Source organism: Streptomyces sp. NPDC018026 (assembly GCF_044327745.1).
Classification (GTDB): domain Bacteria; phylum Actinomycetota; class Actinomycetes; order Streptomycetales; family Streptomycetaceae; genus Streptomyces; species Streptomyces rubrogriseus.
On the sequence record NZ_JBIRFY010000008.1, the window covers coordinates 56,951 to 77,769 of the forward strand.

At 73.4% G+C, this 20,819-nt stretch carries 19 protein-coding genes; 7 read left to right on the top strand and 12 right to left on the bottom strand.

Annotation, left to right across the window (positions count from 1 at the left end):
• Positions 1-99 precede the first annotated feature (99 nt).
• From ACH4D3_RS24395 to ACH4D3_RS24410, 4 genes are read right to left on the bottom strand one after another with little or no spacing between them, the layout of a single operon-like run.
• Complete coding sequence (locus ACH4D3_RS24395) at positions 100-2,181, bottom strand: glycoside hydrolase family 2 protein (RefSeq protein ID WP_398325505.1); 2,082 nt, start codon at positions 2,179-2,181, stop codon at positions 100-102.
• Positions 2,182-2,240: 59 nt separating this feature from the next.
• Positions 2,241-3,134, bottom strand: a complete 894-nt coding sequence (locus tag ACH4D3_RS24400; protein ID WP_398325508.1) for a carbohydrate ABC transporter permease — start codon at positions 3,132-3,134, stop codon at positions 2,241-2,243.
• 2 nt (positions 3,135-3,136) lie between these two features.
• Positions 3,137-4,069 carry a carbohydrate ABC transporter permease gene (locus ACH4D3_RS24405; RefSeq protein WP_398325512.1) on the bottom strand — a complete coding sequence of 311 codons (933 nt, stop codon included), beginning with the start codon at positions 4,067-4,069 and terminating at the stop codon, positions 3,137-3,139.
• Positions 4,066-5,418, bottom strand: a complete 1,353-nt coding sequence (locus tag ACH4D3_RS24410; RefSeq protein ID WP_398325515.1) for an ABC transporter substrate-binding protein — start codon at positions 5,416-5,418, stop codon at positions 4,066-4,068. Before ACH4D3_RS24410 ends, ACH4D3_RS24405 begins: the two co-directional genes overlap by 4 nt.
• 278 nt (positions 5,419-5,696) lie before the next feature.
• On the opposite strand from ACH4D3_RS24410, the gene ACH4D3_RS24415 reads away from it, so the two are divergent.
• From ACH4D3_RS24415 to ACH4D3_RS24425, 3 genes are all read left to right on the top strand, one after another.
• Entirely contained in the window at positions 5,697-6,719 is a 1,023-nt protein-coding gene (locus ACH4D3_RS24415; RefSeq protein ID WP_398325518.1) for a LacI family DNA-binding transcriptional regulator, read from the top strand.
• A gap of 104 nt (positions 6,720-6,823) precedes the next feature.
• Complete coding sequence (locus ACH4D3_RS24420) at positions 6,824-7,996, top strand: MFS transporter (RefSeq protein WP_398325521.1); 1,173 nt, start codon at positions 6,824-6,826, stop codon at positions 7,994-7,996.
• Positions 7,997-8,073: 77 nt separating this feature from the next.
• Positions 8,074-8,814 (top strand): maleylpyruvate isomerase family mycothiol-dependent enzyme, encoded by a 741-nt coding sequence (locus ACH4D3_RS24425; protein ID WP_398325524.1) that lies wholly within the window; start codon positions 8,074-8,076, stop codon positions 8,812-8,814.
• 23 nt (positions 8,815-8,837) lie between these two features.
• Here the strand turns inward: ACH4D3_RS24425 and ACH4D3_RS24430 are convergent, their stop codons facing one another.
• Positions 8,838-9,236, bottom strand: coding sequence for a MarR family winged helix-turn-helix transcriptional regulator (locus ACH4D3_RS24430; RefSeq protein ID WP_398325527.1), 399 nt, complete (start codon positions 9,234-9,236; stop codon positions 8,838-8,840).
• Positions 9,237-9,311: 75 nt separating this feature from the next.
• Between ACH4D3_RS24430 and ACH4D3_RS24435 the strand changes: the two genes are divergently transcribed.
• A complete protein-coding gene (locus tag ACH4D3_RS24435) occupies positions 9,312-9,596 on the top strand; it encodes a DUF6332 family protein (RefSeq protein ID WP_398325530.1) in 285 nt (94 codons plus the stop codon).
• Here ACH4D3_RS24435 and ACH4D3_RS24440 read toward each other — a convergent pair.
• The 3 genes from ACH4D3_RS24440 to ACH4D3_RS24450 all read right to left on the bottom strand — a co-directional run bounded on the left by ACH4D3_RS24440 (position 9,557) and on the right by ACH4D3_RS24450 (position 13,154).
• Positions 9,557-10,222: a response regulator gene (locus ACH4D3_RS24440; protein WP_398325533.1), complete on the bottom strand. Its 666-nt coding sequence runs from the start codon at positions 10,220-10,222 to the stop codon at positions 9,557-9,559. The two genes, ACH4D3_RS24435 and ACH4D3_RS24440, sit on opposite strands and share 40 nt — an antisense overlap.
• Positions 10,219-11,475, bottom strand: a complete 1,257-nt coding sequence (locus tag ACH4D3_RS24445; protein ID WP_398325536.1) for a sensor histidine kinase — start codon at positions 11,473-11,475, stop codon at positions 10,219-10,221. Before ACH4D3_RS24445 ends, ACH4D3_RS24440 begins: the two co-directional genes overlap by 4 nt.
• Positions 11,476-11,867: 392 nt before the next feature.
• Positions 11,868-13,154 carry a geranylgeranyl reductase family protein gene (locus ACH4D3_RS24450; RefSeq protein WP_398325539.1) on the bottom strand — a complete coding sequence of 429 codons (1,287 nt, stop codon included), beginning with the start codon at positions 13,152-13,154 and terminating at the stop codon, positions 11,868-11,870.
• A 144-nt stretch (positions 13,155-13,298) separates the two neighbouring features.
• On the opposite strand from ACH4D3_RS24450, the gene ACH4D3_RS24455 reads away from it, so the two are divergent.
• On the top strand, positions 13,299-14,654 hold the full coding sequence (locus ACH4D3_RS24455) for a dipeptidase (RefSeq protein WP_398325542.1): 1,356 nt from the start codon (positions 13,299-13,301) through the stop codon (positions 14,652-14,654).
• Positions 14,655-14,718: 64 nt separating this feature from the next.
• Here ACH4D3_RS24455 and ACH4D3_RS24460 read toward each other — a convergent pair whose 3' ends face one another.
• From ACH4D3_RS24460 to ACH4D3_RS24470, 3 genes are all read right to left on the bottom strand, one after another.
• Positions 14,719-15,762 carry an NUDIX domain-containing protein gene (locus ACH4D3_RS24460; RefSeq protein WP_398325545.1) on the bottom strand — a complete coding sequence of 348 codons (1,044 nt, stop codon included), beginning with the start codon at positions 15,760-15,762 and terminating at the stop codon, positions 14,719-14,721.
• A 167-nt stretch (positions 15,763-15,929) separates the two neighbouring features.
• Positions 15,930-16,124, bottom strand: coding sequence for a hypothetical protein (locus ACH4D3_RS24465; protein ID WP_398325548.1), 195 nt, complete (start codon positions 16,122-16,124; stop codon positions 15,930-15,932).
• A 95-nt stretch (positions 16,125-16,219) separates the two neighbouring features.
• Entirely contained in the window at positions 16,220-17,173 is a 954-nt protein-coding gene (locus ACH4D3_RS24470; protein ID WP_398325550.1) for an ROK family protein, read from the bottom strand.
• Between the two features lie 214 nt (positions 17,174-17,387).
• On the opposite strand from ACH4D3_RS24470, the gene ACH4D3_RS24475 reads away from it, so the two are divergent.
• Complete coding sequence (locus ACH4D3_RS24475; protein ID WP_398325553.1) at positions 17,388-18,464, top strand: LacI family DNA-binding transcriptional regulator; 1,077 nt, start codon at positions 17,388-17,390, stop codon at positions 18,462-18,464.
• Between the two features lie 39 nt (positions 18,465-18,503).
• Positions 18,504-19,376, top strand: coding sequence for a hypothetical protein (locus ACH4D3_RS24480; RefSeq protein WP_398325556.1), 873 nt, complete (start codon positions 18,504-18,506; stop codon positions 19,374-19,376).
• Here the strand turns inward: ACH4D3_RS24480 and ACH4D3_RS24485 are convergent.
• Positions 19,357-20,655: a DUF6986 family protein gene (locus ACH4D3_RS24485; RefSeq protein WP_398325559.1), complete on the bottom strand. Its 1,299-nt coding sequence runs from the start codon at positions 20,653-20,655 to the stop codon at positions 19,357-19,359. The genes ACH4D3_RS24480 and ACH4D3_RS24485 overlap by 20 nt on opposite strands.
• Positions 20,656-20,819: the final 164 nt, after the last annotated feature.

The window sequence follows — 20,819 nt, forward strand, 5'->3', positions numbered from 1 at the left end:
GGATCGACTCCTTGGTGGTGGGGATGTCGGGTGGTGCGGGATCGGTGGGTGGGATCGGGTGGGGCGGGCCGGAGGTCAGGCGGTGAGGCGGGCCGGAGGTCAGGCGGTGGGGCGGGCCTGCGGGTCGTCGCCGATGTACGGGTCGGTCCGCGTGTCCACGTCCAGCGCGGTCCGGGCGGCGACGGTGCCGTCCACGACCAGCGCCACGTGCAGTCGGCCGCTGGTCCAGCCCTCGGGCAGCGTGGCGGGCACGGTGACGGCGGCGCCGAGGACGTACGGCTTGGCCTCCGCGCGGCCGCCGGGGACGGCGTCGCCGGGAGCGTCGGGCGTCCTGGCGTACACCGGGGTCCAGGTGGTGTGCAGGGTGCCCGCGACCGGGTCGGCCCCGTGGTGGGAGACGTGGACGTCGACCGTGAAGTCGCGGTCGGAGGTGAGCAGGTCGCGGCCGGGTGCCACCGGCGTGACGTCCAGGACGAGGGTGGTCGGCGCGTTGGCGTGGGCCGGGTCGACGCCCGCGAGGTCCTTCGTACCGCGGCCGAAGTCCAGCAGCCCGGCGCTCTCGTGCTCGATGTCGTACAGCTCGGTGTACACGTACCCGGCGAGCCGGTCGTGGCGGCGCAGTTCCTGGGTCTGCCAGCGCAGGTGCCAGGCGCGGTCCAGGCCGGTGAAGCCGCCGCCGTACTCGCTGTTGAGGTTGGGCAGGCCGCGCAGCGGCTGTCCGGGGACGGCGAGCTTCTTGTGGACGACGAAGTCGGGGCCGAGCTTGACGGGGAAGTCGTCGCGTGCGCCGGAGAGCAGGTCGGCGACGGTGGTGGCCCAGGAGGCGGCGCTCTCGTCGTAGTAGTGCCAGTCGAGCAGGTCGGTCTTGACGTGCGTCCAGCCGGAGTTGTCGACGACCGGGCGGGTGGCGTCGAGGGCCTTGAGCCGGTCGTAGGCGTCGGCGGTGGCGCGCTGCTTGGCCGGGTCGCCGGGGATGTCCCAGTCCAGGCCCCATTCCTCGTTGTACAGGCCCCAGATGACGATGGCGGGGCTGTTGCCGTCGCGTTCGACCATCGGCTCGATCTGCTCGGCGAAGGCGGCGGTGGAGGCGGGCGAGAAGCGGCCGGGCGAGGCGGGTTCGGCCCACAGGAGCATGCCGAGGGTGTCGGCGTGGTGGGTGAAGCGGGGGTCCTCCAGCTTGAGGTGCTTGCGGACGAGGTTGTAGCCGGCCTCGGCGGCGAGTTCGAGGTCGTGGCGCAGGGCGGTGTCGTCGGGGGCGGTGATGCCGGTTTCGGGCCAGTAGCCCTGGTCGAGCACGCCGCGTACGAACAGCCGTCGTCCGTTGAGGTACAGGGATTCGCCGTCGACGGTGATGGTGCGCAGGCCGGTGTAGGCGGCGACGCGGTCGATGCCGTCGGCGGAGGTGAGTTCGGCGTCGACGTGGTAGAGGTGCGGGTCCTCGGGCGACCACAACCTGGGAGCCGAGAGCGGGAGTTCGGTACGGAGTCGTCCGTCGGGGTCCACGGTCGCCGTGACGGCGGTGTCCTCGTCGCGTACGCGCAGCCGCAGTTCGGCGCGATCGGCCGCGGGGCCGTGCACGACGGCTTCGACGGTGATGCCGGTCAGGTCGTCGTTCGGGCGCAGCCGGAGTGCGGCGAGGTGGGTGGCGGGGCGGGCCTCCAGCCAGACGCTCTGCCAGATGCCGGAGGACGGGGTGAAGCAGACGCCGTCGTAGTCGTCGCGGGGCATGCTGCGCTGCTTGCCGTGGGCGATGTCCCGCTTGTCGGCGGGGGCGTGGACCCGCACCGTGAGGAGCTGTTCGCCGTCGCCGAGCGCGTCGGTGACGTCGGCGGCGAAGGGGGTGTAGCCGCCCTCGTGGTGGGCGACCTCGGTGCCGTTCACCCAGACCGTGGCGGCGTGGTGCACGGCGCCGAAGTGGAGGACGACGCGCTGTCCGGCCCAGTCGGCCGGCACGGTGAACGTCCGCCGGTACCAGGCGGTCCGCAGCCAGTGCTCGGCGATGCCGGAGGCGGGCGTCTCCCAGGCGAAGGGCACGGTGATCGCGCGGTCGTAGCCGCCGGACGCGTCGGCGGAGTAGCGCTCGGCGGGGTCGGCGCGGAAGTCCCAGGTGCCGTTGAGGGTGAGCCAGGAGTGGGACCGGTCGAAGTGGGGCCGGGGGTATTCGGGACGGGGGGTGGTCATGGGCGTGAGTGCTCCGATTCGGTGCGGCTGCGGGGGATTCAGCGGTGTGGGGCGGGAGGTCAGCCCTTGACGCTGCCCGCGAGGATCCCGTTGATGAAGTGGCGTTGCAGCAGGACGAACAGGGCCAGCACGGGCAGCATCGCGATGCTCCCGGCGGCGAGCAGTTCGCCCCAGACGGTCGCGAAGTCGGCGCCGACGCGGTTGCCGGTGACGTTCTGCGCGAGGGTGGAGAGCACGACCTGGAGCGTCTGGTGGCCCTCGTCGTTGACGGCGACGACCGGCCAGACGAAGTCGTTGTAGATGTTCATGGCGGTCAGCACGCCGAGCGCGGCGATGCCCGGCCGGATGACCGGCACCACGATCCGGGCGAAGATGCCGAACTCGCTCGCCCCGTCCACGCGTCCCGCGTCGAGGAGTTCGTCGGGCACGGCGGCGATGGTCTGCCGCATCCAGAAGATGCTGAAGGCGTCGATGCTGCCGGGCAGGATCAGCGCCTGGTACGTGTTGACCCAGCCCAGTTGGCTCATCTCAAGGAGCAGCGGGATGACCAGCACGAGGGTCGGCAGCATCAGCGTGAGCATCAGCACGCCGAAGAGCAGGTTCTTGCCGGGAAAGCGGTACTTGGCGAAGGCGTAGCCGGCCAGCGGGCAGAAGAACATGGTCATCGCGCCCTTGACGGCGACGACGAGCACGGTGTTGACGAAGCCGGTGCCGATCGGCACGTCGTCGAACATCGCCCGGTAGTTGTCGAGCGTGGCCGAGCCGAGCGAGAAGGACAGCGGGTCGCGGACGATGTCGGCCGGCGGCTTCAGCGAGGAGCTGACGGCCCACCAGATGGGGTAGACGAACACGAGGGCGAGGAGGCCGAGCACCAGGTACTGCAGCGGCCCCGGCCGGGGCTGGGACAGGCTCCTGCCCGGCTTCTTGGTCCGGCTGGTCATGAGGCTGGTCATGGTCACTCGTCTCGGGAGCGGAGCAGGCGCACGGACAGCAGGGACAGGGCGAACACCAGCAGCACGAGCAGGAAGGAGTTCGCGGCGCCGGTCCCGAGGTCGGACGCCAGGATGTGGTTGTAGAGGTAGAGCCCGCCGGTGGTGGTCGAGCCGTACGGGCCGCCCTGGGTGACGACGAAGGGTTCGGCGAACATCTGGAACACCGCGAGGGTCTGCACCACGACGAGGAAGGCGATGCTGCGCCGGACCAGTGGCAGGGTCAGCGACCAGAACTGCCGCTTGCGGGAGGCACCGTCGAGGTCGGCGGCCTCGTACACGTCGGCGGGCACGGCCTGGAGTCCGGCGAGCAGGATGATGATCGCGAATCCGGTGGTCTTCCACAGGAACAGCAGCGCGAGCGTCGGTTTGGCCCAGGCGGTCGACTGGAGCCAGTCGACGTCCGGCAGGCCGACGAAGTTGAACAGGTGGTTGACCAGCCCGTAGTCGGTGTCGAAGGCGACGATCCAGACCTGGGCCATGGCCACCAGCGGGGTGACGAACGGTGCGATGAAGGCGACCCGGAACATGCCGCGCAGCCGCAGCCGCGCGTTGGCGAGCAGCACCGCCGCGGCCAGGCCGCCGACGATCTGGAGGGGCACGATCAGCAGCCACATCACCGCGCTGTTGCCCAGCGAGGACCAGAACTCCTCGCTGGTGAGCAGGTAGGTGTAGTTCTCCAGGCCGATGAACTTCGCCTCGCCGGCGCCCTTCCAGTTGGTGAAGCTCAACTGGAGGGCGAAGACGAGGGGGTAGAGGCCGAAGGCGGCGAAGACGATGTAGAACGGCGCGACGAAGAGGTAGGGCGCGAGGAAGGGCTTGCGCCGGGAGCGGGCGGGGCGCGGCGCGGCGGGTGCCGCCCGTTGCTTGCGGGGCGGGGTGAGGGTGCCGGAGGTCATGCGCGGTCCACCAGGTTGCGCTGGATCTTCTTGGTGGAGTCGTCGATGACGTCGTCGGGCGCCATCTTCCCCTCGATGAGCCGCTGGAGGTTGTTGCCGAGGTAGTCGACGGACTTGGCCCACCAGGCGGGGATCGGCGCGGCGGACGGGATGGTGTCGGCGGCGTCCACGGCGACCTTCCACAGGTCCTGTCCGCCGAGCGCGGCCACCGGTTCGAACAGCGGCTTGTCGGGGCGGCGGGCGGGTCCGTAGCTCGGCACGGAGGTGGTGAGTCCGCCCGGGTAGACCTCGCTCGGCCCGTACACCGCGCTGTAGCCGGGCTCCTTGAAGCACAGGAACTCGTACAGCAGCCAGGCGAGTTCGGGGTTCTTCGCCTTCGCCGGGATGATGAAGCTGCTGCCGCCCATGGCGCCGCTGCGCGCCCCGCCGGGGGTCCAGGCCGGCAGCGGTGCGGCGCGCCACTGGCCCTTGCCCTTCTTCAGCAGCTGCTGGGGCGCGAAGGACCACCACACCGCCCACGGGACGAGGGCCTGCTGACCGTTCTCCAGGGTGGCGAGGTCGGCCTGCTTGAGGTACTCGGCGTGGGTGACCAGGTCGTCGTCGACGGCGTCGCGGACCCAGTTGAGGACGTTGCGGTACTCCTTGGAGTCAAGGCGCACCTGCCCGTCGGCGTCGGCGAGGCTGGTGCCCTGCTGGCCCGCGAGCATCTCCAGCCAGAGCTGGCCGAGGAAGGGGTCCTTCTCCATGTGCAGGGGGCGGGCCTTGGGGTTCTTCTCCCGCAGCGACCGGGCCGCGGCCAGCAGGTCGTCGTAGGTCTTCAGCCCGGCCGGGTCGACGCCCGCGTCCTCCAGCAGGTCCTCGCGGTACCAGAGCAGCCCGGGGTCGAGGTCCCAGGGCACACCGTAGATCCGGCCGTCCACGGTGTTGACGGACAGCTTGTACGCCGAGGTCTTGTCGCGGTAGGGCGCTATCAGGTCCGTCAGGTCGTACAGGTGCTCCACCTGGCCGCCGATCTTGGCGTCGTCCCAGAAGCTGCCGTCGGGCAGGTCGGTGCCGCTGATCAGGGTGTTGGCGAGTTTGGCGTCGATGTCGACGGCCTGGTGGTTGACCTTGATGTCCGGGTAGGCCTTGCGGAAGGCGTCGATCGCCGCGTCGAAGACCTTGAACAGGTCGCCCGAGCGGTTCCAGATGGTGATCTCGCCCTTGGCCGACGCGCTGGGCGTCCCGGTGAGCTTGCGCGGCTCGGACCCGGAGGAACCGGGGGCGCACGCCGCGAGGGGACCGGCGAGCGCGCCGGCGCCGAGCGCGCCGCGCAGAACGCTGCGCCGCGGGACGAATGATCTGGACATGAGCACGGCTCCTCGGTCGGGATTGCGGGCTGGGGTGCGCGAGAGGAAGTGGCTGAGCAGGAGTGGACGTGAACGCGCGCAGGCGTCGTCGGCGGCGCGGCGGCACGCACCTGTCCCGTGCCGCCGCCTTCGCTTTGCAACGATGCAGAGATGATGCTGCGCCTTTTGCAACGATGCAATACCTGAGTAACATCAACCTTCGTCAGCGCCGGTCCGCACCGACGCGAACACGAGATGCTGCCGACCGAGGCCCCGCGGGGGCCGTGAGGGGGAACTGGATGGCCGGCTCCACGCTCCGCGACGTCGCCCGACGCGCCGGAGTCTCGATTCGCACCGTGTCCAACGTGGTCAACGGGTCGGTGCCCGTCTCCGACGAATTGCGGGTCCGGGTGCAGGCCGCGCTCGACGAACTCGACTACCGGCCCAACCTGGTGGCCCGCAATCTCCGCCGGGGCCGCAGCGGCATGATCGCCCTGGTGGTCCCGGAGCTGGACGTGCCGTACTTCGCCGAGCTGGCCCGCGAGGTGATCACCGCGGCCCGCACCCACGGGTACGTGGTCATGCTCGACCAGACGGACGGCGACGGCGAGCGCGAGCGGGAGCTGCTGGGCCGCGAGTCGCGCGCCACGATGTTCGACGGCCTGCTGCTGAGCCCGCTGGCCATCTCGGCGGACGAGCTGCGCCGCCGTACCAACCGGGTGCCCGTCGTGCTGCTCGGCGAGCACATCTTCAACGGCAGCTTCCACCACGTGGCGATCGACAACGTCGCCGCGGCCCGGGACGCGACGGAACACCTCGTCGGCCTCGGCCGCCGACGGATCGCCGCCATCGGCGACCAGCCCTACAGCACCGGCGAGACCGCGCAGTTGCGTACGACGGGCTACCGCCAGGCACTGGAACGGGCCGGACTCACCGTCGACGAGCAGCTGATCGTCCCGACCCCGCGTTTCCACCGCCACCTCGGCGCCCAGGCCATGGAGCGGCTGCTCGCCCTGCCCGAGCCGCCCGACGCGGTCTTCTGCTACAACGACCTGCTGGCCATCGGCGCCATGCACGCCCTGACCCGGGCGGGGGTACGGGTCCCCGACGACATCGCCGTCGTCGGGGTCGACGGCATCCAGGAGGGCCGGTACAGCTCACCGTCACTGACCACCGTCGCCCCGGACAAGGCCGCGATCGCGCGCACGGCGGTCAGCACCCTGCTCGGCGTGATCGACGGTTCGGCGCCCGCACCGACGGAGGCCAAGGCGCCGCACCGGCTGGTGGTGCGGGAGAGCACGGCGGGGGCACCGGCCGACTGACGACGCGCGGGCTCCCGCACGCCCCGGCACCCTTGCCGCGTCCCCGGTCCCGCCTCTAGCCTGACTTTGTGCCGCAAATAAACAAAGCCCGATCGCACAACGTCGTGCCGGGCTCCCGCGACGACCTCACCCGTCTCCGAATAGCCCTGACCGCCTTCTTCGCCCTCGACGGCTTCGTCTTCGCCGGCTGGGTGGTCCGGATCCCCGCCATCAAGGAGCAGACCGGCGCCTCCGCCAGCGCCCTGGGGCTCGCCCTGCTCGGTGTCTCGGCGGGCGCCGTGGTCACCATGACGCTCACCGGACGGCTGGCCCGCCGCTACGGCAGCCATCCCGTCACCGTCGCCTGCGCGGTCCTGCTCTGCCTCAGCGTCGCCCTGCCCCCGCTCACCCACTCCGCGCTCGCCCTCGGCGTCGTACTGCTGGTCTTCGGCAGCGCGTACGGCGGGATCAACGTGGCCTTCAACAGCGCCGCCGTCGATCTGGTGGCCGTGCTGGGGCGCCCGATCATGCCCAGCTTCCACGCGGCGTTCAGCCTCGGCGGCATGGTCGGCGCGGGGCTCGGCGGTCTCGTCGCCGGGGCGCTGTCGCCGACGCGGCACCTGCTCGCCCTCACCGTGACCGGCCTCCTGGTCACCCTCGTCGCGGGCCGGGCACTCCTGCGCTGCGAGCCCGCCGCGCCGCCGGACCGCACTCCCGAGGAGGACGGCACCCCGCGCCGCCCGGACCGCCGTACCCGTCGCCTCGTCATCACCTTCGGCCTGATCGCCCTGTGCACGGCGTACGGCGAGGGCGCCATGGCCGACTGGGGCGCCCTGCACCTGGAGCAGGACCTCGACGCCTCCCCGGGCCTGGCGGCGGCGGGCTACTCGTGCTTCGCGCTCGCCATGACCGTGGGCCGGCTGACGGGGACCACGCTGCTGGAACGCCTGGGCCGGACGGCCACGGTGGTGGCGGGCGGCACCACCGCGGTGGCCGGCATGCTGCTCGGTTCGCTCGCCCCGTCCGTGTGGGCGGCGCTGTTCGGCTTCGCGATCACCGGCCTCGGGCTCGCCAACATCTTCCCGGTCGCGATCGAGCGGGCCGGCGCGCTCGGCGGCCCGAGCGGGGTCGCGACCGCGTCCACCCTGGGCTACGGCGGCATGCTGCTCGGTCCGCCCGCGATCGGTTTCATGGCCGACTGGTTCTCCCTCCCGGCCGCCCTCACCAGCGTGGCCGTGCTCGCGGCGGTGGCGGTGCTGGTCGCGGTCGCCACGCGGCGCGCGGCGGTGCCTGGCTGAGCCGGGCGCCGCCCGGGAACGGGAACGTGCCGGGGAGGCCTGCCGTCGAGCGCGCTCCATACGGCACACTCCCTGTCATGAAGACCGCGGCGTACGTCGAGAGCCTGGACCGTGAAGGCGCGTTGCTGGCCGCGGCCGCCGAGGCGGCGGGCGGCGACGCCGTGGTGCCGACCTGCCCCGGCTGGCGCGTGCGGGACCTGCTGCGGCACACGGGGATGGTGCACCGCTGGGCGACGGCGTTCGTCGCCGAAGGGCACACCGGTCCCCGGCGCGCCGACGACCCGCCCGCCCTCGACGGCGCCCGGCTGGTGAGCTGGTTCCGGGACGGACACGCACGGCTCGTCGAGACCCTCACCGGCGCCGCGCCCGACGTGCGGTGCTGGCAGTTCCTGCCCGCGCCGTCACCGCTGGCCTTCTGGGCCAGGCGGCAGGCGCACGAGACGACGGTGCACCGGCTCGACGCCGAGTCGGCGCGCGGCGGTGAAGCCACCGGCATCGGCGTGGACTTCGCGGTGGACGGCATCGACGAGCTGCTGTGTGCCTTCCACGCCCGCCCGAAGAGCGCCGTGCGCACCGAGGAGCCCCGCACGCTGCGGGTACGGGCGACGGACGCACCGGACGCCGTGTGGACCGTATGGCTGTCCGCGCAGCCGCCGGTGACCGTGCGGGGGGCCGCCGGGACCGCCGACTGCGAACTGTCCGGCCCCGCCGCACGCCTCTACCCGGCGCTGTGGAATCGCCGGCCGTTCCCGGAGGTGACCGGCGACGGCTCGCTCGCCGCGCTGTGGCGCGAGCGGTCGGGCGTCACCTGGAATTGAGGCGGGTGTCCCGGCGGTGTCGGTCAGCCGGCCAGCATCCGGTGCAGCACCGCCCGCTGCACCGGGAGCGCCTCACCGTGCCGGGCGCGTCCCTTCGGCGTGAGCGCCACCCGCACGCCCCGCCGGTCCTCGGGGCACAGGGAGCGCTCGACGAGACCGTCCTTCTCCAGCCGGGCGACCAGCCGGGACAGCGCGCTCTGGCTGAGGTGGACCCGCTCGGAGATCTGCTGGACGCGGTATCCGCAGGGGCCGGAGCCGTCCTCGTCCCGGGTGCCGGCCAGGACGTCGAGGACCTCGAAGTCGCTTCCGCACAGGCCGTGTCCGTGCAGCGCACGGTCGAGTTCGCACTGGACGCGGGCATGGAGGACCAGGATCGAGCGCCACCGGGTCACGAGCGCCTGTTCGGCCTTCTTCGCCGCCATCCGCGCACCGTAGCAGAGCTCCGCGCGGCGGGCACCGCGCTGCCGAAACGCCGCCGCTCTGGGAGACTTGCCGCCATGGATGCCCATGGGGGACGGCGCACGCAGGGCGAGCGGGACGCCGTCACGGTCGAGATCGGCTACGCGCTGTGCAGCGCGGCGTTCGCGGCGGCCGTGCTGTTCGGTGCCGTGGCGGGGCCCGCGTACGTCTTCGGCCTGACGGGCGGCGTGCGCTCCGCGCTCGTCGGGGCGGGCGCGATGCTCGCCGTGGTGGTGTTCGCCGTCCGGGTGGTGAGCGTGCTGGTCCGGTTCGGGCGCGGCACTCAGCCCAGCCAGCCGGGCCGCACCAGCCCCGACTCGTAGGCGAGGACGACCAGTTGGGCCCGGTCACGGGCACCGAGTTTGACCATGGTCCGGCTGACGTGGGTCTTGGCGGTCAGCGGGCTGACGACCAGCCGGCGGGCGATCTCCTCGTTGGACAGTCCGATGCCGACCAGGGCCATCACCTCGCGCTCCCGTTCGGTCAGCCGGGCCATCTCGCCGGCCGCCGCGGGCTCCTTGGAACGGGCCGCGAACTCGGCGATCAGCCGCCGCGTCACGCCCGGCGACAGCAGCGCGTCGCCGTCCACCACCGCCCGCACGGCGCGCAGGAGTTCCTCGGGTTCGGTGTCCTTGACCAGGAAGCCGGAGGCTCCGGAGCGGATCGCCTCGAAGACGTACTCGTCGAGTTCGAAGGTGGTGAGCATGACCACCTTCACGTCGGGCAGCCCCGGGTCGCGGGTGATCCGGCGGGTCGCGGCGAGGCCGTCGAGCAGGGGCATGCGGATGTCCATGAGGACGACGTCGGGGCGCAGTTCGCGGATCGAGCGCACCGCCTCCTCGCCGTCGGCGGCCTCCGCGACCACCTCGATGTCCGACTGCGCGTCCAGCAGCGCCCGGAAACCGGCCCGTACCAGTGACTGGTCGTCGGCGAGCAGTACGCGGATCACCGGTCGTCCTCCTTCGTGCGGTTCGGGCGGTTCGGGTGCTTCATGTCGATCGGCAGGGCCGCCAGGACCCGGAAGCCGCCGTCGGGACGCGGGCCCGCCTCGATGGTGCCACCCAGCGCCGCCGCGCGCTCCCGCATCCCGGCCAGCCCGTTGCCGCTGCCGCCCGCCTCGGCGCCGGTCGCGGGGCCGTCGTCGTCGACGCGCAGCAGCAGCGTGCCCCCGTCCCGGTCGAGGCGCACGCGCGCGTGCCGCGAGCCCGAGTGCCGTACGACGTTGGTGAGCGCCTCCTGCACGATGCGGAACGCCGCGAGGTCGGTACCGGGCGACAGGCGCGGCGGTTTCCCCTCCACCTCGACGGTGAGGCCCGCGCTCGCCGCCTGCTCGACCAGCTCCGGGAGCCGGTCGAGGCCGGGGGCCGGAGCGCGCGGCGCGTCCCCGGGGGTGCGCAGCGTGTCGAGTACCTGCCGCACCTCACCGAGCGCTTCCTTGCTCTGGTCCTTGATGGTGGTGAGTGCGGTGCGGGCCTGTTCCGGGTCGGTGTCCAGGAGGGCGAGTCCCACGCCTGCCTGCACGTTGATGACGGAGATGCTGTGCGCGAGTACGTCGTGCAGCTCGCGGGCGATCCGCAGCCGTTCCTCGTCCGCCCGGCGCCGCGCCGCCTGGGCCCGCTCGGCCCGCTCCCGCGCCCACTGCTCGCGGCGGGCCCGGGCCAGCTCCGACAGGGCGGCGATGGCCACGACCCAGGTGGCGATCACGAGTTCCTGCCCCCAGGAGGCGGCCGAGTCCCCGGACGGCGGCAGCCACCGGTAGAGCCAGTGCGCCACCAGGGCGTGCCCGGCCCACAGGGTTCCCATCGCCGCCCACGCGGCCCTGCGGTGCCCGGCGACGACGGCGCTGAAGCAGGCCACCGCGACGGCCACGAACACCGGGCCGTACGGGTATCCGGCGCCGAGGTAGACCAGGGTGGTGACCGCGGTGCCGAACACGACCGGCACCGGGTACCGCTGCCGCCACAGCAGGGCGGCTCCCGTCACGAAGAGCAGCACGCGTGCGAAGGGGTCCAGTCCGGCCCGCTCCGCCTCCTGGGCGTGGGCGGCGAAGTTGGAGCCGACCAGCACGAACGCCGTGACGAGCACGGTGGAGCGCCAGGGCCAGGCGGGGCGCTGTTCCTCGTCGCCCCGCCGGTTCCACCACGGGGGCCCGTGCCACCACCACTGCGGCGCCCGGCCCGCGCGCTCGCGCTGTCCGTCCATGACCGCCACGCTAGACGCCGGGCCCGGCGGGCGGCGTCACCCGCGCGTGGTGATCACACGTACTCCCGGCGAAGTACACCCCTCCACGGCCCGCGAGCCGCCACGGCCCCGGACCCGCGGCCGGATGGGCGGGGCGCACCGGGCCGACCGGACGAGCGAGACGGTCCGCCGGGTGACAAACGGCTCGGCCTCGCGGGCCACCCGCGCCGTCACGGTCCCGGGCGGCGGGCCGGGGGGCCGGGGTCCGTCCGGTGGGCCCCGGGCCGTGGCTCGGTGGGCAGCACCGGCTCGGCGAGACCCTTGCCCGGGTGTGCCTCGCGGTCAGGTCCTGGCCGGGCGGGCGCCGACGGCCGGACTCGGCCGGACCGCCGCCGACGGCCGGTCGCCCGCGGTCAGGCGCCGGTCTCTTCCCCCGTGGACGACGTGGACGACGCGGGCGGCGCGGACGGCGCGGACGCTTCGGCCGCCTCGGACCGGCGGTCCATCGCTCCCAGCGCCCGCTGCGCCAGCGGATGGCTGCGCACCAGCTCGCCCAGCGAGGTCGAGCCCTGCGTGATGTCCCTGAACGCCTTCCAGGCCGGGCGGAAACCGGTCAGGGCCGCGTGGAAGAGGCCGGGCCGGCGCTCGAACACCGCCAGCATCCGCTTGCCGACGCTCATCTCCACGCCCAGCCCGGCCTTGATCGCGAACGCGTAGTTCAGGGCCTGCTTGCGCGCGTCCACCGCGTCGTGGGCCTCGGAGATGCGCACGGCCCACTCCCCCGCGAGCCGTCCCGAGCGCAGCGCGAAGGAGATGCCCTCGCGGGTCCACGGCTCCAGGAGCCCGGCCGCGTCCCCGCACACCAGGACCCGCCCGCGCGAGAGCGGCGAGTCGTCCGCGCGGCAGCGCGTCAGGTGGCCGGAGGAGATGCTCGGTTCGAATCCGGCGAGCCCCAGCCGGGCGACGAAGTCCTCCAGGTACCGCTTGGTCGCCGCGCCCTCGCCGCGCGCCGAGATCACCCCGACCGTGAGCGTGTCGCCCTTGGGGAAGACCCAGCCGTAACTGCCGGGGATCGGGCCCCAGTCGATGAGCACCCGGCCCTTCCAGTCCTCGGCGACCGTCTCGGGCACCGGGATCTCCGCCTCCAGGCCGAGGTCGACCTGGTCGAGCTTCACCCCGACGTGCGCGCCTATCCGGCTGGCGCTGCCGTCCGCGCCGACCACGGCCCGGGCCAGCACCGTCTCGCCGCCCTGGAGGACGACGGCGACCGTGCGCCGGTCCGGGACCGCCGACCCGTGCTGCTCCACCCGGGTCACGGTCGCCCCGGTGCGCAGCTCGGCGCCCGCCTTCTGGGCGTGCTCGACGAGCTGCAGGTCGAACTCCGGCCGGTTGATCAGCCCGAACAGCATCTGCCGGGAGCGCCGGGTCCGGGTGAAGCGCCCGTTGTTCGAGAAGGTCACCGCGTGCACCCGGTCCTGGAAGGGCAGCTCGAAGCCGGGCGGGAGGCTGTCGCGCGAGGGGCCGATGATGCCGCCGCCGCACGTTTTGTAGCGGGGCAGCTCGGCCTTCTCCAGCAACAGCACGCGCCGCCCCGCGACCGCCGCCGCGTAGGCGGCCGAGGCCCCTGCCGGTCCCGCGCCCACCACGACCACGTCCCAGACCTGACGCGCGTCGTCCGCCGAAGAGTTCTCGCTGCTCACGATGGTCTACTGCTCCGATCAAACCGCATGCCGCACCTGACCCCCGCATCCTACGGCGGGCATCGCCGCAGGCCACTGTGGGAGGATCGGCCCGTCATTCCAAGTACTCCTTGGTACAACGTCGCACCCACAAGGAGCGTGCCCATGTCGTCGAATCCGGTCGCCGAGACCGTCGCTTCGCTGATGCCCCGCGCGAAGGAGGAACTGGCCGCGCTGGTGGCCTTCAAGTCGGTGGCCGACTTCGACCAGTTCCCACGCAGTGAGAGCGTGGGAGCCGCCAACTGGATAGCGGCGGCCCTGCGCGCCGAGGGCTTCCAGGACGTGGCCCTGCTGGACACGCCGGACGGCACGCAGTCGGTGTACGGGTACCTGCCGGGACCCGAGGGCGCGAAGACGGTGCTGCTCTACGCCCACTACGACGTGCAGCCGCCGCTGGACGAGGCGGGCTGGGCCACTCCGCCGTTCGAGCTGACCGAGCGCGACGGCCGCTGGTACGGGCGCGGCGCCGCGGACTGCAAGGGCGGCGTGCTGATGCACCTGCTCGCGCTGCGCGCGCTGAAGGCGAACGGGGGCGTGCCGGTGCACGTCAAGGTGATCGCCGAGGGTTCCGAGGAGCAGGGCACGGGCGGCCTGGAGCGGTACGCCGAGGCCCACCCGGACCTGCTGGCCGCCGACACCATCGTCATCGGCGACGCGGGCAACTTCCGGGTCGGTCTGCCGACGGTCACCTCCACGCTGCGCGGCATGACGCTGCTGCGCGTGAAGGTCGACACGCTCGAAGGCAACCTGCACTCGGGCCAGTTCGGCGGCGCGGCGCCCGACGCGCTGGCCGCCCTGATCCGCGTACTGGACTCGCTGCGCGCGGAGGACGGCTCGACGACGGTCGACGGTCTGGCGGCGGACAGCACCTGGGAGGGGCTGGCCTACGACGAGGAGCAGTTCCGCCGGGACGCGCGGGTGCTGGACGGCGTGGAGCTGATCGGCTCCGGTTCGGTCGCCGACCGGATCTGGGCGCGGCCGGCCGTCACGGTGCTCGGCATCGACTGCCCGCCGGTCGTCGGCGCCACCCCGTCGGTGCAGGCGGGTGCGCGGGCGCTGGTGAGCCTGCGGGTGCCGCCGGGCGTGGACGCGGCGGAGGCCACCAAGCTCCTCCAGGCCCACCTGGAGTCGCGTACGCCGTGGGGCGCCCGGGTCGCCGTCGAGCAGATCGGCCAGGGCCAGGCGTTCCGCGCCGACACCACGAGCCCGGCGTACCAGGCCATGGCGGACGCGATGGCGGTGGCGTACCCCGGCGAGGAGATGCAGTACGCCGGTCAGGGCGGCTCCATCCCGCTGTGCAACACCCTGGCGTCCCTCTACCCGGAGGCGGAGATCCTGCTGATCGGCCTGAGCGAGCCGGAGGCGCAGATCCACGCCGTGAACGAGAGCGTGTCCCCCGAGGAGCTGGAGCGGCTGTCGGTGGCGGAGGCGCACTTCCTGCGCAACTACGCGGCGAGCTGAGTCCGCTCCCGTCCCGCGTTCCGCCGTCGGCACAGGGGCCTCGCCACCCGGTGGGGCCCCGCCGTCAGCCGACCGGCGTGCCCGCCTCCAGGTAGTGGGCGGCGCCGCGTTCCCGGGCCCGCAGCGCCCAGCGCAGCCGCTCGTAGCGGACCGGGGGCAGCAGGTCGGCGGCCTCGTCCTCGGTGGCGAACCGCCAGTCGCGCAGCTCGGGGCCGGGCAGCACGACCCGGTCGGCGTCCGCGGCGTCGAGCCGGCCGCCGTCGAAGAGCAGCCGCAGCCCGCCGTAGGCGGGAGGCGCCGGTGGTTCCCAGTCGACGACGAGCAAGGCCGGTACGTCCCGCAGGCGGAGGCCGGTCTCCTCGGCGACCTCGCGCATGCCGGCGCGGGCGGGCGCCTCGCCGGGTTCGACGACGCCGCCGGGGAACTCCCAGCCGGGTTTGTAGGTGGGGTCCACGAGCAGAACCCGGTCCCGCTCGTCGAAGAGCAGGACGCCGGCGGCGACGGTCTCGCCGGTGGGCTCGGGTGTCTGGACGATCTCGCAGGCCGGCACGGCACCCGAGCCGACGGCCTCGGCGACCCGGGCGGCGGCCTCGTAGGGGGTGAGGGCGCCGGTGTCGACGGGGTGGGCGTCGGCGGTGAGCCAGGAGGCGACGGCGGCGCGGTAGGGCTCGATGTGGTCGTAGGACCACTGCCGTACCCGCAGCTCGCCGTCCGGGAGGTCCCGCGGTACCTCGCGGCTCGCTATTCGCTCCCGCAGGATCGTTTCGGCCGGGGCCAGCAGGATGTGCCGGACCTCGATCCGGCGGGCGGCGAGACCGCCGAAGATCTCGTCCCGGTACTCCTGGCGCAGCAGGGTCATCGGGACCACGAGCGTCCCGCCGAGGTCGGCGAGCAGCGCCGCCGCCGTGTCGATCACCAGCCGGCGCCAGATCGGCAGGTCCTGGAAGTCGCCCACCTCGGCCAGGCGTTTGGGCGGCAGCAGGTGCGCGAGTGCCCCGCCGACGACCTCGGGGTCGAAGAGCGTGCTGTTCGGGATCAGTTCGATCAGTTCCCGTGCGGTGGTGGTCTTCCCCGCACCGAACGCGCCGTTGATCCAGACGACGGTCACATGTCCCCCTCTTCTGTTGGCCCACTGTGGCTTGCCCGCTTCACCCCGCCACGGAAACCAGCCCGGCCGGTGACGTGGGAAAGGGCATATGACAGCGGCGCCGGTGCCCCCGCGAGGGCACCGGCGCCGGGTGGCCCCGGCCGGGCGCGTCGGCCCGGCCCGGGGCGTCAGCCCAGCGGCCCCAGGGCGTCGTCGTCGAGGGTCAGGCTCTCGGTGGCGACGGTGTCCTCCAGGGTACTGACGGTGTCGTCCACCCCGAGATTGAGCGGAAGGTCGCTCGGGGCGGCGTGGGACGGGCTGACGGCCGCGACGACGAAGCCGGTGGCGAGGGTCGCGAGGGCGAGGATGCTGCGCTTCTTCATGCCCCGTTCAACTACGCCGACGCCCCGGGGTCACGGGCAGGACCGCGGGAGTCGCCCGTGCCACGCGGTCCGCCCCGGCCGCCGCGGCGCGGGCCTCAGACGTGCGCGGCTGTCGCGGCCGCCGTCCTCGACAGGGCCGCGGCGGCCGCGCCGACCAGTCCGGCGTCCGTCCCCATCTGGGCGGGGACGACCGCGAGGCGCTGGACGAAGGACAGCGTCGCGTAGTCGGTGAGGGCCTTGCGCAGCGGGGCGAAGAGGACGTCCCCCGCCTTGCCCACTCCCCCGCCCACCACCGCGATGTCGATCTCGACGAGGGTCGCGGTGGCGGCGATACCGGCGGCCAGCGCCTGCGCGGCCCGCTCGAAGGACGCGACGGCGACGGGGTCGCCCAGCCTGGCCGCGGCGGCGACCGCGGCGGCGGAGGTGTCGCCGTCGGGGCCGGGCACCCAGCCCCCTTCCAGGGCACGGCGGGCGATGTTGGGCCCGCTGGCTATGCGCTCCACGCAGCCGCGCGCGCCGCACGGGCAGGGGTCGCCGTCCAGGTCGACGCTGATGTGACCGATGTGCCCCGCGTTGCCGGTCGGTCCGGGGTGCAGCCGGCCGCCCAGCACCAGTCCGCCGCCGACGCCGGTCGAGACCACCATGCACAGCGCGTTGTCGTGCCCGCGGGCGGCGCCCTGCCAGTGTTCGGCCGCCGTGATGGCCACCCCGTCGCCGATCAGCTCCACCGGCAGTCCGCCGGCGGCGGCCCGGACTCGTCGGACCAGCGGGTAGTCGCGCCAGCCGGGCACGTTCACCGGGCTGACCGTGCCGGCCGAGGCGTCCACCGGACCGGCGCTGCCGATGCCGACCGCCGTGGCCCGCTCCCACAGGGGCGACGCGGTCAGCTCGGCGAACACGTCCTCGACGGCGCGCATCACGGTGTCACCGTCCTCCCGGGCGGGTGTCGCACGCTGTGCGCGCGCCTGGATGCGGCCGTGGCCGTCCACCAGTGCGCCGGCGATCTTGGTGCCGCCGATGTCCAGCGCTGCCACTAGGTCGGTGTGCATCAGAGTCGGATCTCCCCGTCGGACCGAAAGCGAAAAAGCCGTACAACACGAGCGCGCGGCGACCGGCCCCGTGGTGGGGACGAGGGCCGGAGAGTGCGATGGACAGTGTCTCCCGCATCTGACAACGTTGTCCAGGCTCTATGCTCGACGCCACATCCTCATACAAGCCCATGACCGACACATCCCCCCGGACAGCAGGAGCCGACGCAATCCCGTGGACGACAGGACAGGACACCGCATCGTGCCCGACGCGACCCGCCGCGCAGACCGCCTCCCCGGGAACCGTTACGGCAACCGCCCGACCATGAAGGACGTCGCCGCCCGGGCGGGAGTCGGCCTCAAGACCGTCTCCCGGGTGGTCAACGGGGAGCCCGGCGTCACCCCGGAGACCGAGCGCCGCGTCCAGGAGGCCATCGACGCGCTGGGCTTCCGCCGCAACGACAGCGCGCGGGTGCTGCGCAAGGGCCGCACCGCGAGCATCGGCCTGGTCCTGGAGGATCTGGCGGACCCGTTCTACGGGCCGCTCAGCCGCGCCGTGGAGGAGGTGGCCCGCGCCCACGGCGCCCTGCTGATCAACGGGTCCAGCGCGGAGGACCCGGAGCGCGAGCAGGAGCTGGTGCTCGCCCTGTGCGCGCGGCGCGTGGACGGTCTCGTGGTGATCCCCGCCGGGGACGACCACCGGTATCTGGAGCCCGAGCTGAAGGCGGGCGTCGCCACGGTGTTCGTGGACCGTCCGGCGGGGCAGATCGACGCGGACGTGGTGGTCTCCGACAACTTCGGCGGTGCCCGCGACGGGGTGGCCCACCTGATCGCGCACGGGCACCGCAGGATCGGCTTCATCGGCGACATGCCCCGCATCCACACCGCCGCCGAGCGGCTGCGCGGCTACCGGGCGGCGATGGAGGACGCGGGCATACCGGTCGAGGACTCCTGGATGTCCCTGGGTGTCACCGATCCCGTGCGGGTGCGCCGGGCGGCCGAGGAGATGCTCGCCGACCCGCAGCCGGTCACCGCGATCTTCACCGGCAACAACCGGGTGACGGTCACCGTGATCCGGGTCCTGGCCGAGCACACCCGGGGCGTCGCCCTGGTCGGTTTCGACGACATCGAGCTGGCCGACCTGCTCCAGCCGGGCGTCACCGTGGTCGCGCAGGACGCGGCCGCCCTCGGCCGCACCGCCGCCGAGCGGCTCTTCCGGCAGCTGGACGGCTCCCTCCTCGCCCCCGACCGCGTCGAACTGCCGACCAGGCTGGTCACCCGGGGCTCGGGCGAGCTGCCGCCGTCGCACTGACCGGGCCGCGCCGCCCTGGCCGCCGGGAGGAGACCCACCGTGTCGCAACCACCGTCCGAGGGCCGCGAGCCCGTGCCGCCGCCCGGCGGCGACCGCACCCTGCGGGCGCTCGGGCTGGACGGTGTACCGCGCGAGGAACCGCTGCTGTACCCGGGCGCGTGGCCCCGGGAGTCCGGGCTGCTGGACGGGGACCGGCTGCTGCCGCTGGAGCGGCCCGCGCGTCAGGAGTGGGAGGACGGGGAGGGCCGGGTTCCGGTGCTGGCGATCGGATCCAACGCGAGCCCGGCGCAGCTGCTGCACAAGATGGCCGAGTTCGGGATCGGCTCGCCGATCCCGATGGTGAGGTCCCGGGTCACCGGACTGGACATCGGCGTCTCCGCGCACGTGAGCCGCATGGGCTACGTGTCCGCGTCGCCGGTGGGCGCCCCCGGCACCGTACGGGAGCTGTTCGTGCTGTGGCTCGACGCCGAGCAGCTCGCGGTGATCGACGCGAGCGAGGGCGTGCCGATGGCGGGCGGCAACTTCGACCGCGTCTGGCTGCCCGCGCCCGACGTGCGCGTCGAGCCGGGGGACGGCTCGGTGCTGGGCGGTGCGTACGCCTACGTCAACCGCCACGGCGTGCTGCACGACGGCACCGGTGCGCCGCGGCGGCATCCGGGGGCGCAACGGCCCCTGATCACCGAGTTGCTGCACGGGTCGGCCCGGCTGCGGGAGCTGTTCGGGGCGACGCCCGAGGAGTTCAGCGCGCGGGCGCGGGCGGACCGGCGGCTGTGCGACCGGGGGACGCGGCTGTTCGCCGAGGAGCAGCGGGTGACGGCGTCCGGCCTGGAGCGGTACGTGGGCTCCGGGCCGGACGATCCCCTCGCCGGGGGCCGGACGCCGTCGGCGGGACCTACTGCGCCGATGCCGTGAGGTCGCCGCGCCGCGGGCCCGAGAAGCCCTCCAGGTCGGCGCGGGTCAGGCCGGTCAGCCGGGCGACCTCGCCGATGTCGAGGGCACCGCAGTCCAGGCCGCGCAGCAGGTAGCCGCTGAGGGCCTTGGCGGTGGCGGGCTCGTCCATCACGTCGCCGCCGGTGCGGTTGGCGTAGCGGGCGAGGCGGGCGGCGGCCTGTTCGAAGCCCTCGCGGTAGAAGGCGAAGACGGCGGCGTACCGGGTGGGGATGTGGCCGGGGTGCATGTCCCAGCCCTGGTAGTAGGCGCGGGCCAGGGCGCGGCGGGTGAGGCCGTAATGCAGCCGCCAGGCGTCGTGGACCTGCGTGGTGGGGCCGACCGGCAGGACGTTGGTGGAGCCGTCGGAGACCCGTACGCCGGTCCCGGCGGCGGCGACCTGCATGACCGCCTTCGCGTGGTCGGCGGCCGGGTGGTCGCTGGCCTGGTGGGCGGCGGAGACGCCGAGGCAGGCGCTGTAGTCGAAGGTGCCGTAGTGCAGGCCGGTGGCGCGGCCCTCGGCGGCCTGGATCATGCGGGCGACGGTGGCGGTGCCGTCGGCGGCGAGGATGGACTGGCTGGTCTCGATCTGGATCTCGAAGCCGATCCGGCCGGGTGTGAGGCCGCGCGCCTTCTCGAAGGCCTCCAGGAGCCGCACCATGGCGGTGACCTGCTCGGGGTAGGTCACCTTGGGCAGGGTGAGGACCAGCCCGTCGGGCAGGCCGCCGGCCTCCATCAGGCCGCTGAGGAAGACGTCGAGGGTGCGGATGCCCCGGGCGCGCACCGGAGCCTCCATGCACTTCATGCGGATGCCCATGTAGGGGGCGGCCGTGCCCTGCTCGTACGCCTCGGCGATCAGCCGGGCGGCGCGGGCGGCCGCCTCGTCCTCCTCGGCGTCCGTACGGTTGCCGTAGCCGTCCTCGAAGTCGACGCGCAGGTCTTCGATCGGCTCGCGCTCCAGTTTGGCGCGCACGCGCGTGTACACGGGCTCGGCGAGGTCGTCGGCGAGGCCGAGGACGGCGGCGAAGGAGGCGGCGTCCGGGGCGTGTTCGTCCAGGGCGGCGAGCGCCCGGTCGCCCCAGGTGCGGATGGTGTCGGCGGCGAAGACGTCACCGGGGACGTAGACGGTGTGGACGGGCTGGCGGGTGCCCGGGTCTCCGGGGTAGCGGCGCTCCAGCTCCGCGTCGACCGGTGCGAGGGAGGCACTGATCTCCTCGCCGACGGCGCCCGCGAGGCTCGTTGCCACCTTCTCCTGCTGACCCATTCGACACCCTCCTGATGTTCATTTTTCCGCTGAACGGAATCCGTTATCCGTAGAGTGAAGTTATCTGGCGCCTCTTCGCCGGTCAACACCATCCTGCGCGCACGCCGAGGCCCCCGCGACGTCCGTGGACGTCACCGGGGGCCTTGGCGTGCCGTGCGGCGGGG

Bases quoted from the DNA above. Each gene is read 5' to 3' on its own strand.
- ACH4D3_RS24410 (WP_398325515.1), bottom strand. From the start codon at position 5,418: ATGTCCAGATCATTCGTCCCGCGGCGCAGCGTTCTGCGCGGCGCGCTC.
- ACH4D3_RS24425 (WP_398325524.1), top strand. From the start codon at position 8,074: ATGAAGACCGCGGCGTACGTCGAGAGCCTGGACCGTGAAGGCGCGTTG.
- ACH4D3_RS24400 (WP_398325508.1), bottom strand. From the start codon at position 3,134: ATGACCAGCCTCATGACCAGCCGGACCAAGAAGCCGGGCAGGAGCCTG.
- ACH4D3_RS24435 (WP_398325530.1), top strand. From the start codon at position 9,312: ATGGATGCCCATGGGGGACGGCGCACGCAGGGCGAGCGGGACGCCGTC.
- ACH4D3_RS24395 (WP_398325505.1), bottom strand. From the start codon at position 2,181: ATGACCACCCCCCGTCCCGAATACCCCCGGCCCCACTTCGACCGGTCC.
- ACH4D3_RS24470 (WP_398325550.1), bottom strand. From the start codon at position 17,173: ATGCACACCGACCTAGTGGCAGCGCTGGACATCGGCGGCACCAAGATC.
- ACH4D3_RS24485 (WP_398325559.1), bottom strand. From the start codon at position 20,655: ATGGGTCAGCAGGAGAAGGTGGCAACGAGCCTCGCGGGCGCCGTCGGC.
- ACH4D3_RS24465 (WP_398325548.1), bottom strand. From the start codon at position 16,124: ATGAAGAAGCGCAGCATCCTCGCCCTCGCGACCCTCGCCACCGGCTTC.
- ACH4D3_RS24455 (WP_398325542.1), top strand. From the start codon at position 13,299: ATGTCGTCGAATCCGGTCGCCGAGACCGTCGCTTCGCTGATGCCCCGC.
- ACH4D3_RS24415 (WP_398325518.1), top strand. From the start codon at position 5,697: ATGGCCGGCTCCACGCTCCGCGACGTCGCCCGACGCGCCGGAGTCTCG.
- ACH4D3_RS24445 (WP_398325536.1), bottom strand. From the start codon at position 11,475: ATGGACGGACAGCGCGAGCGCGCGGGCCGGGCGCCGCAGTGGTGGTGG.
- ACH4D3_RS24430 (WP_398325527.1), bottom strand. From the start codon at position 9,236: ATGGCGGCGAAGAAGGCCGAACAGGCGCTCGTGACCCGGTGGCGCTCG.
- ACH4D3_RS24405 (WP_398325512.1), bottom strand. From the start codon at position 4,069: ATGACCTCCGGCACCCTCACCCCGCCCCGCAAGCAACGGGCGGCACCC.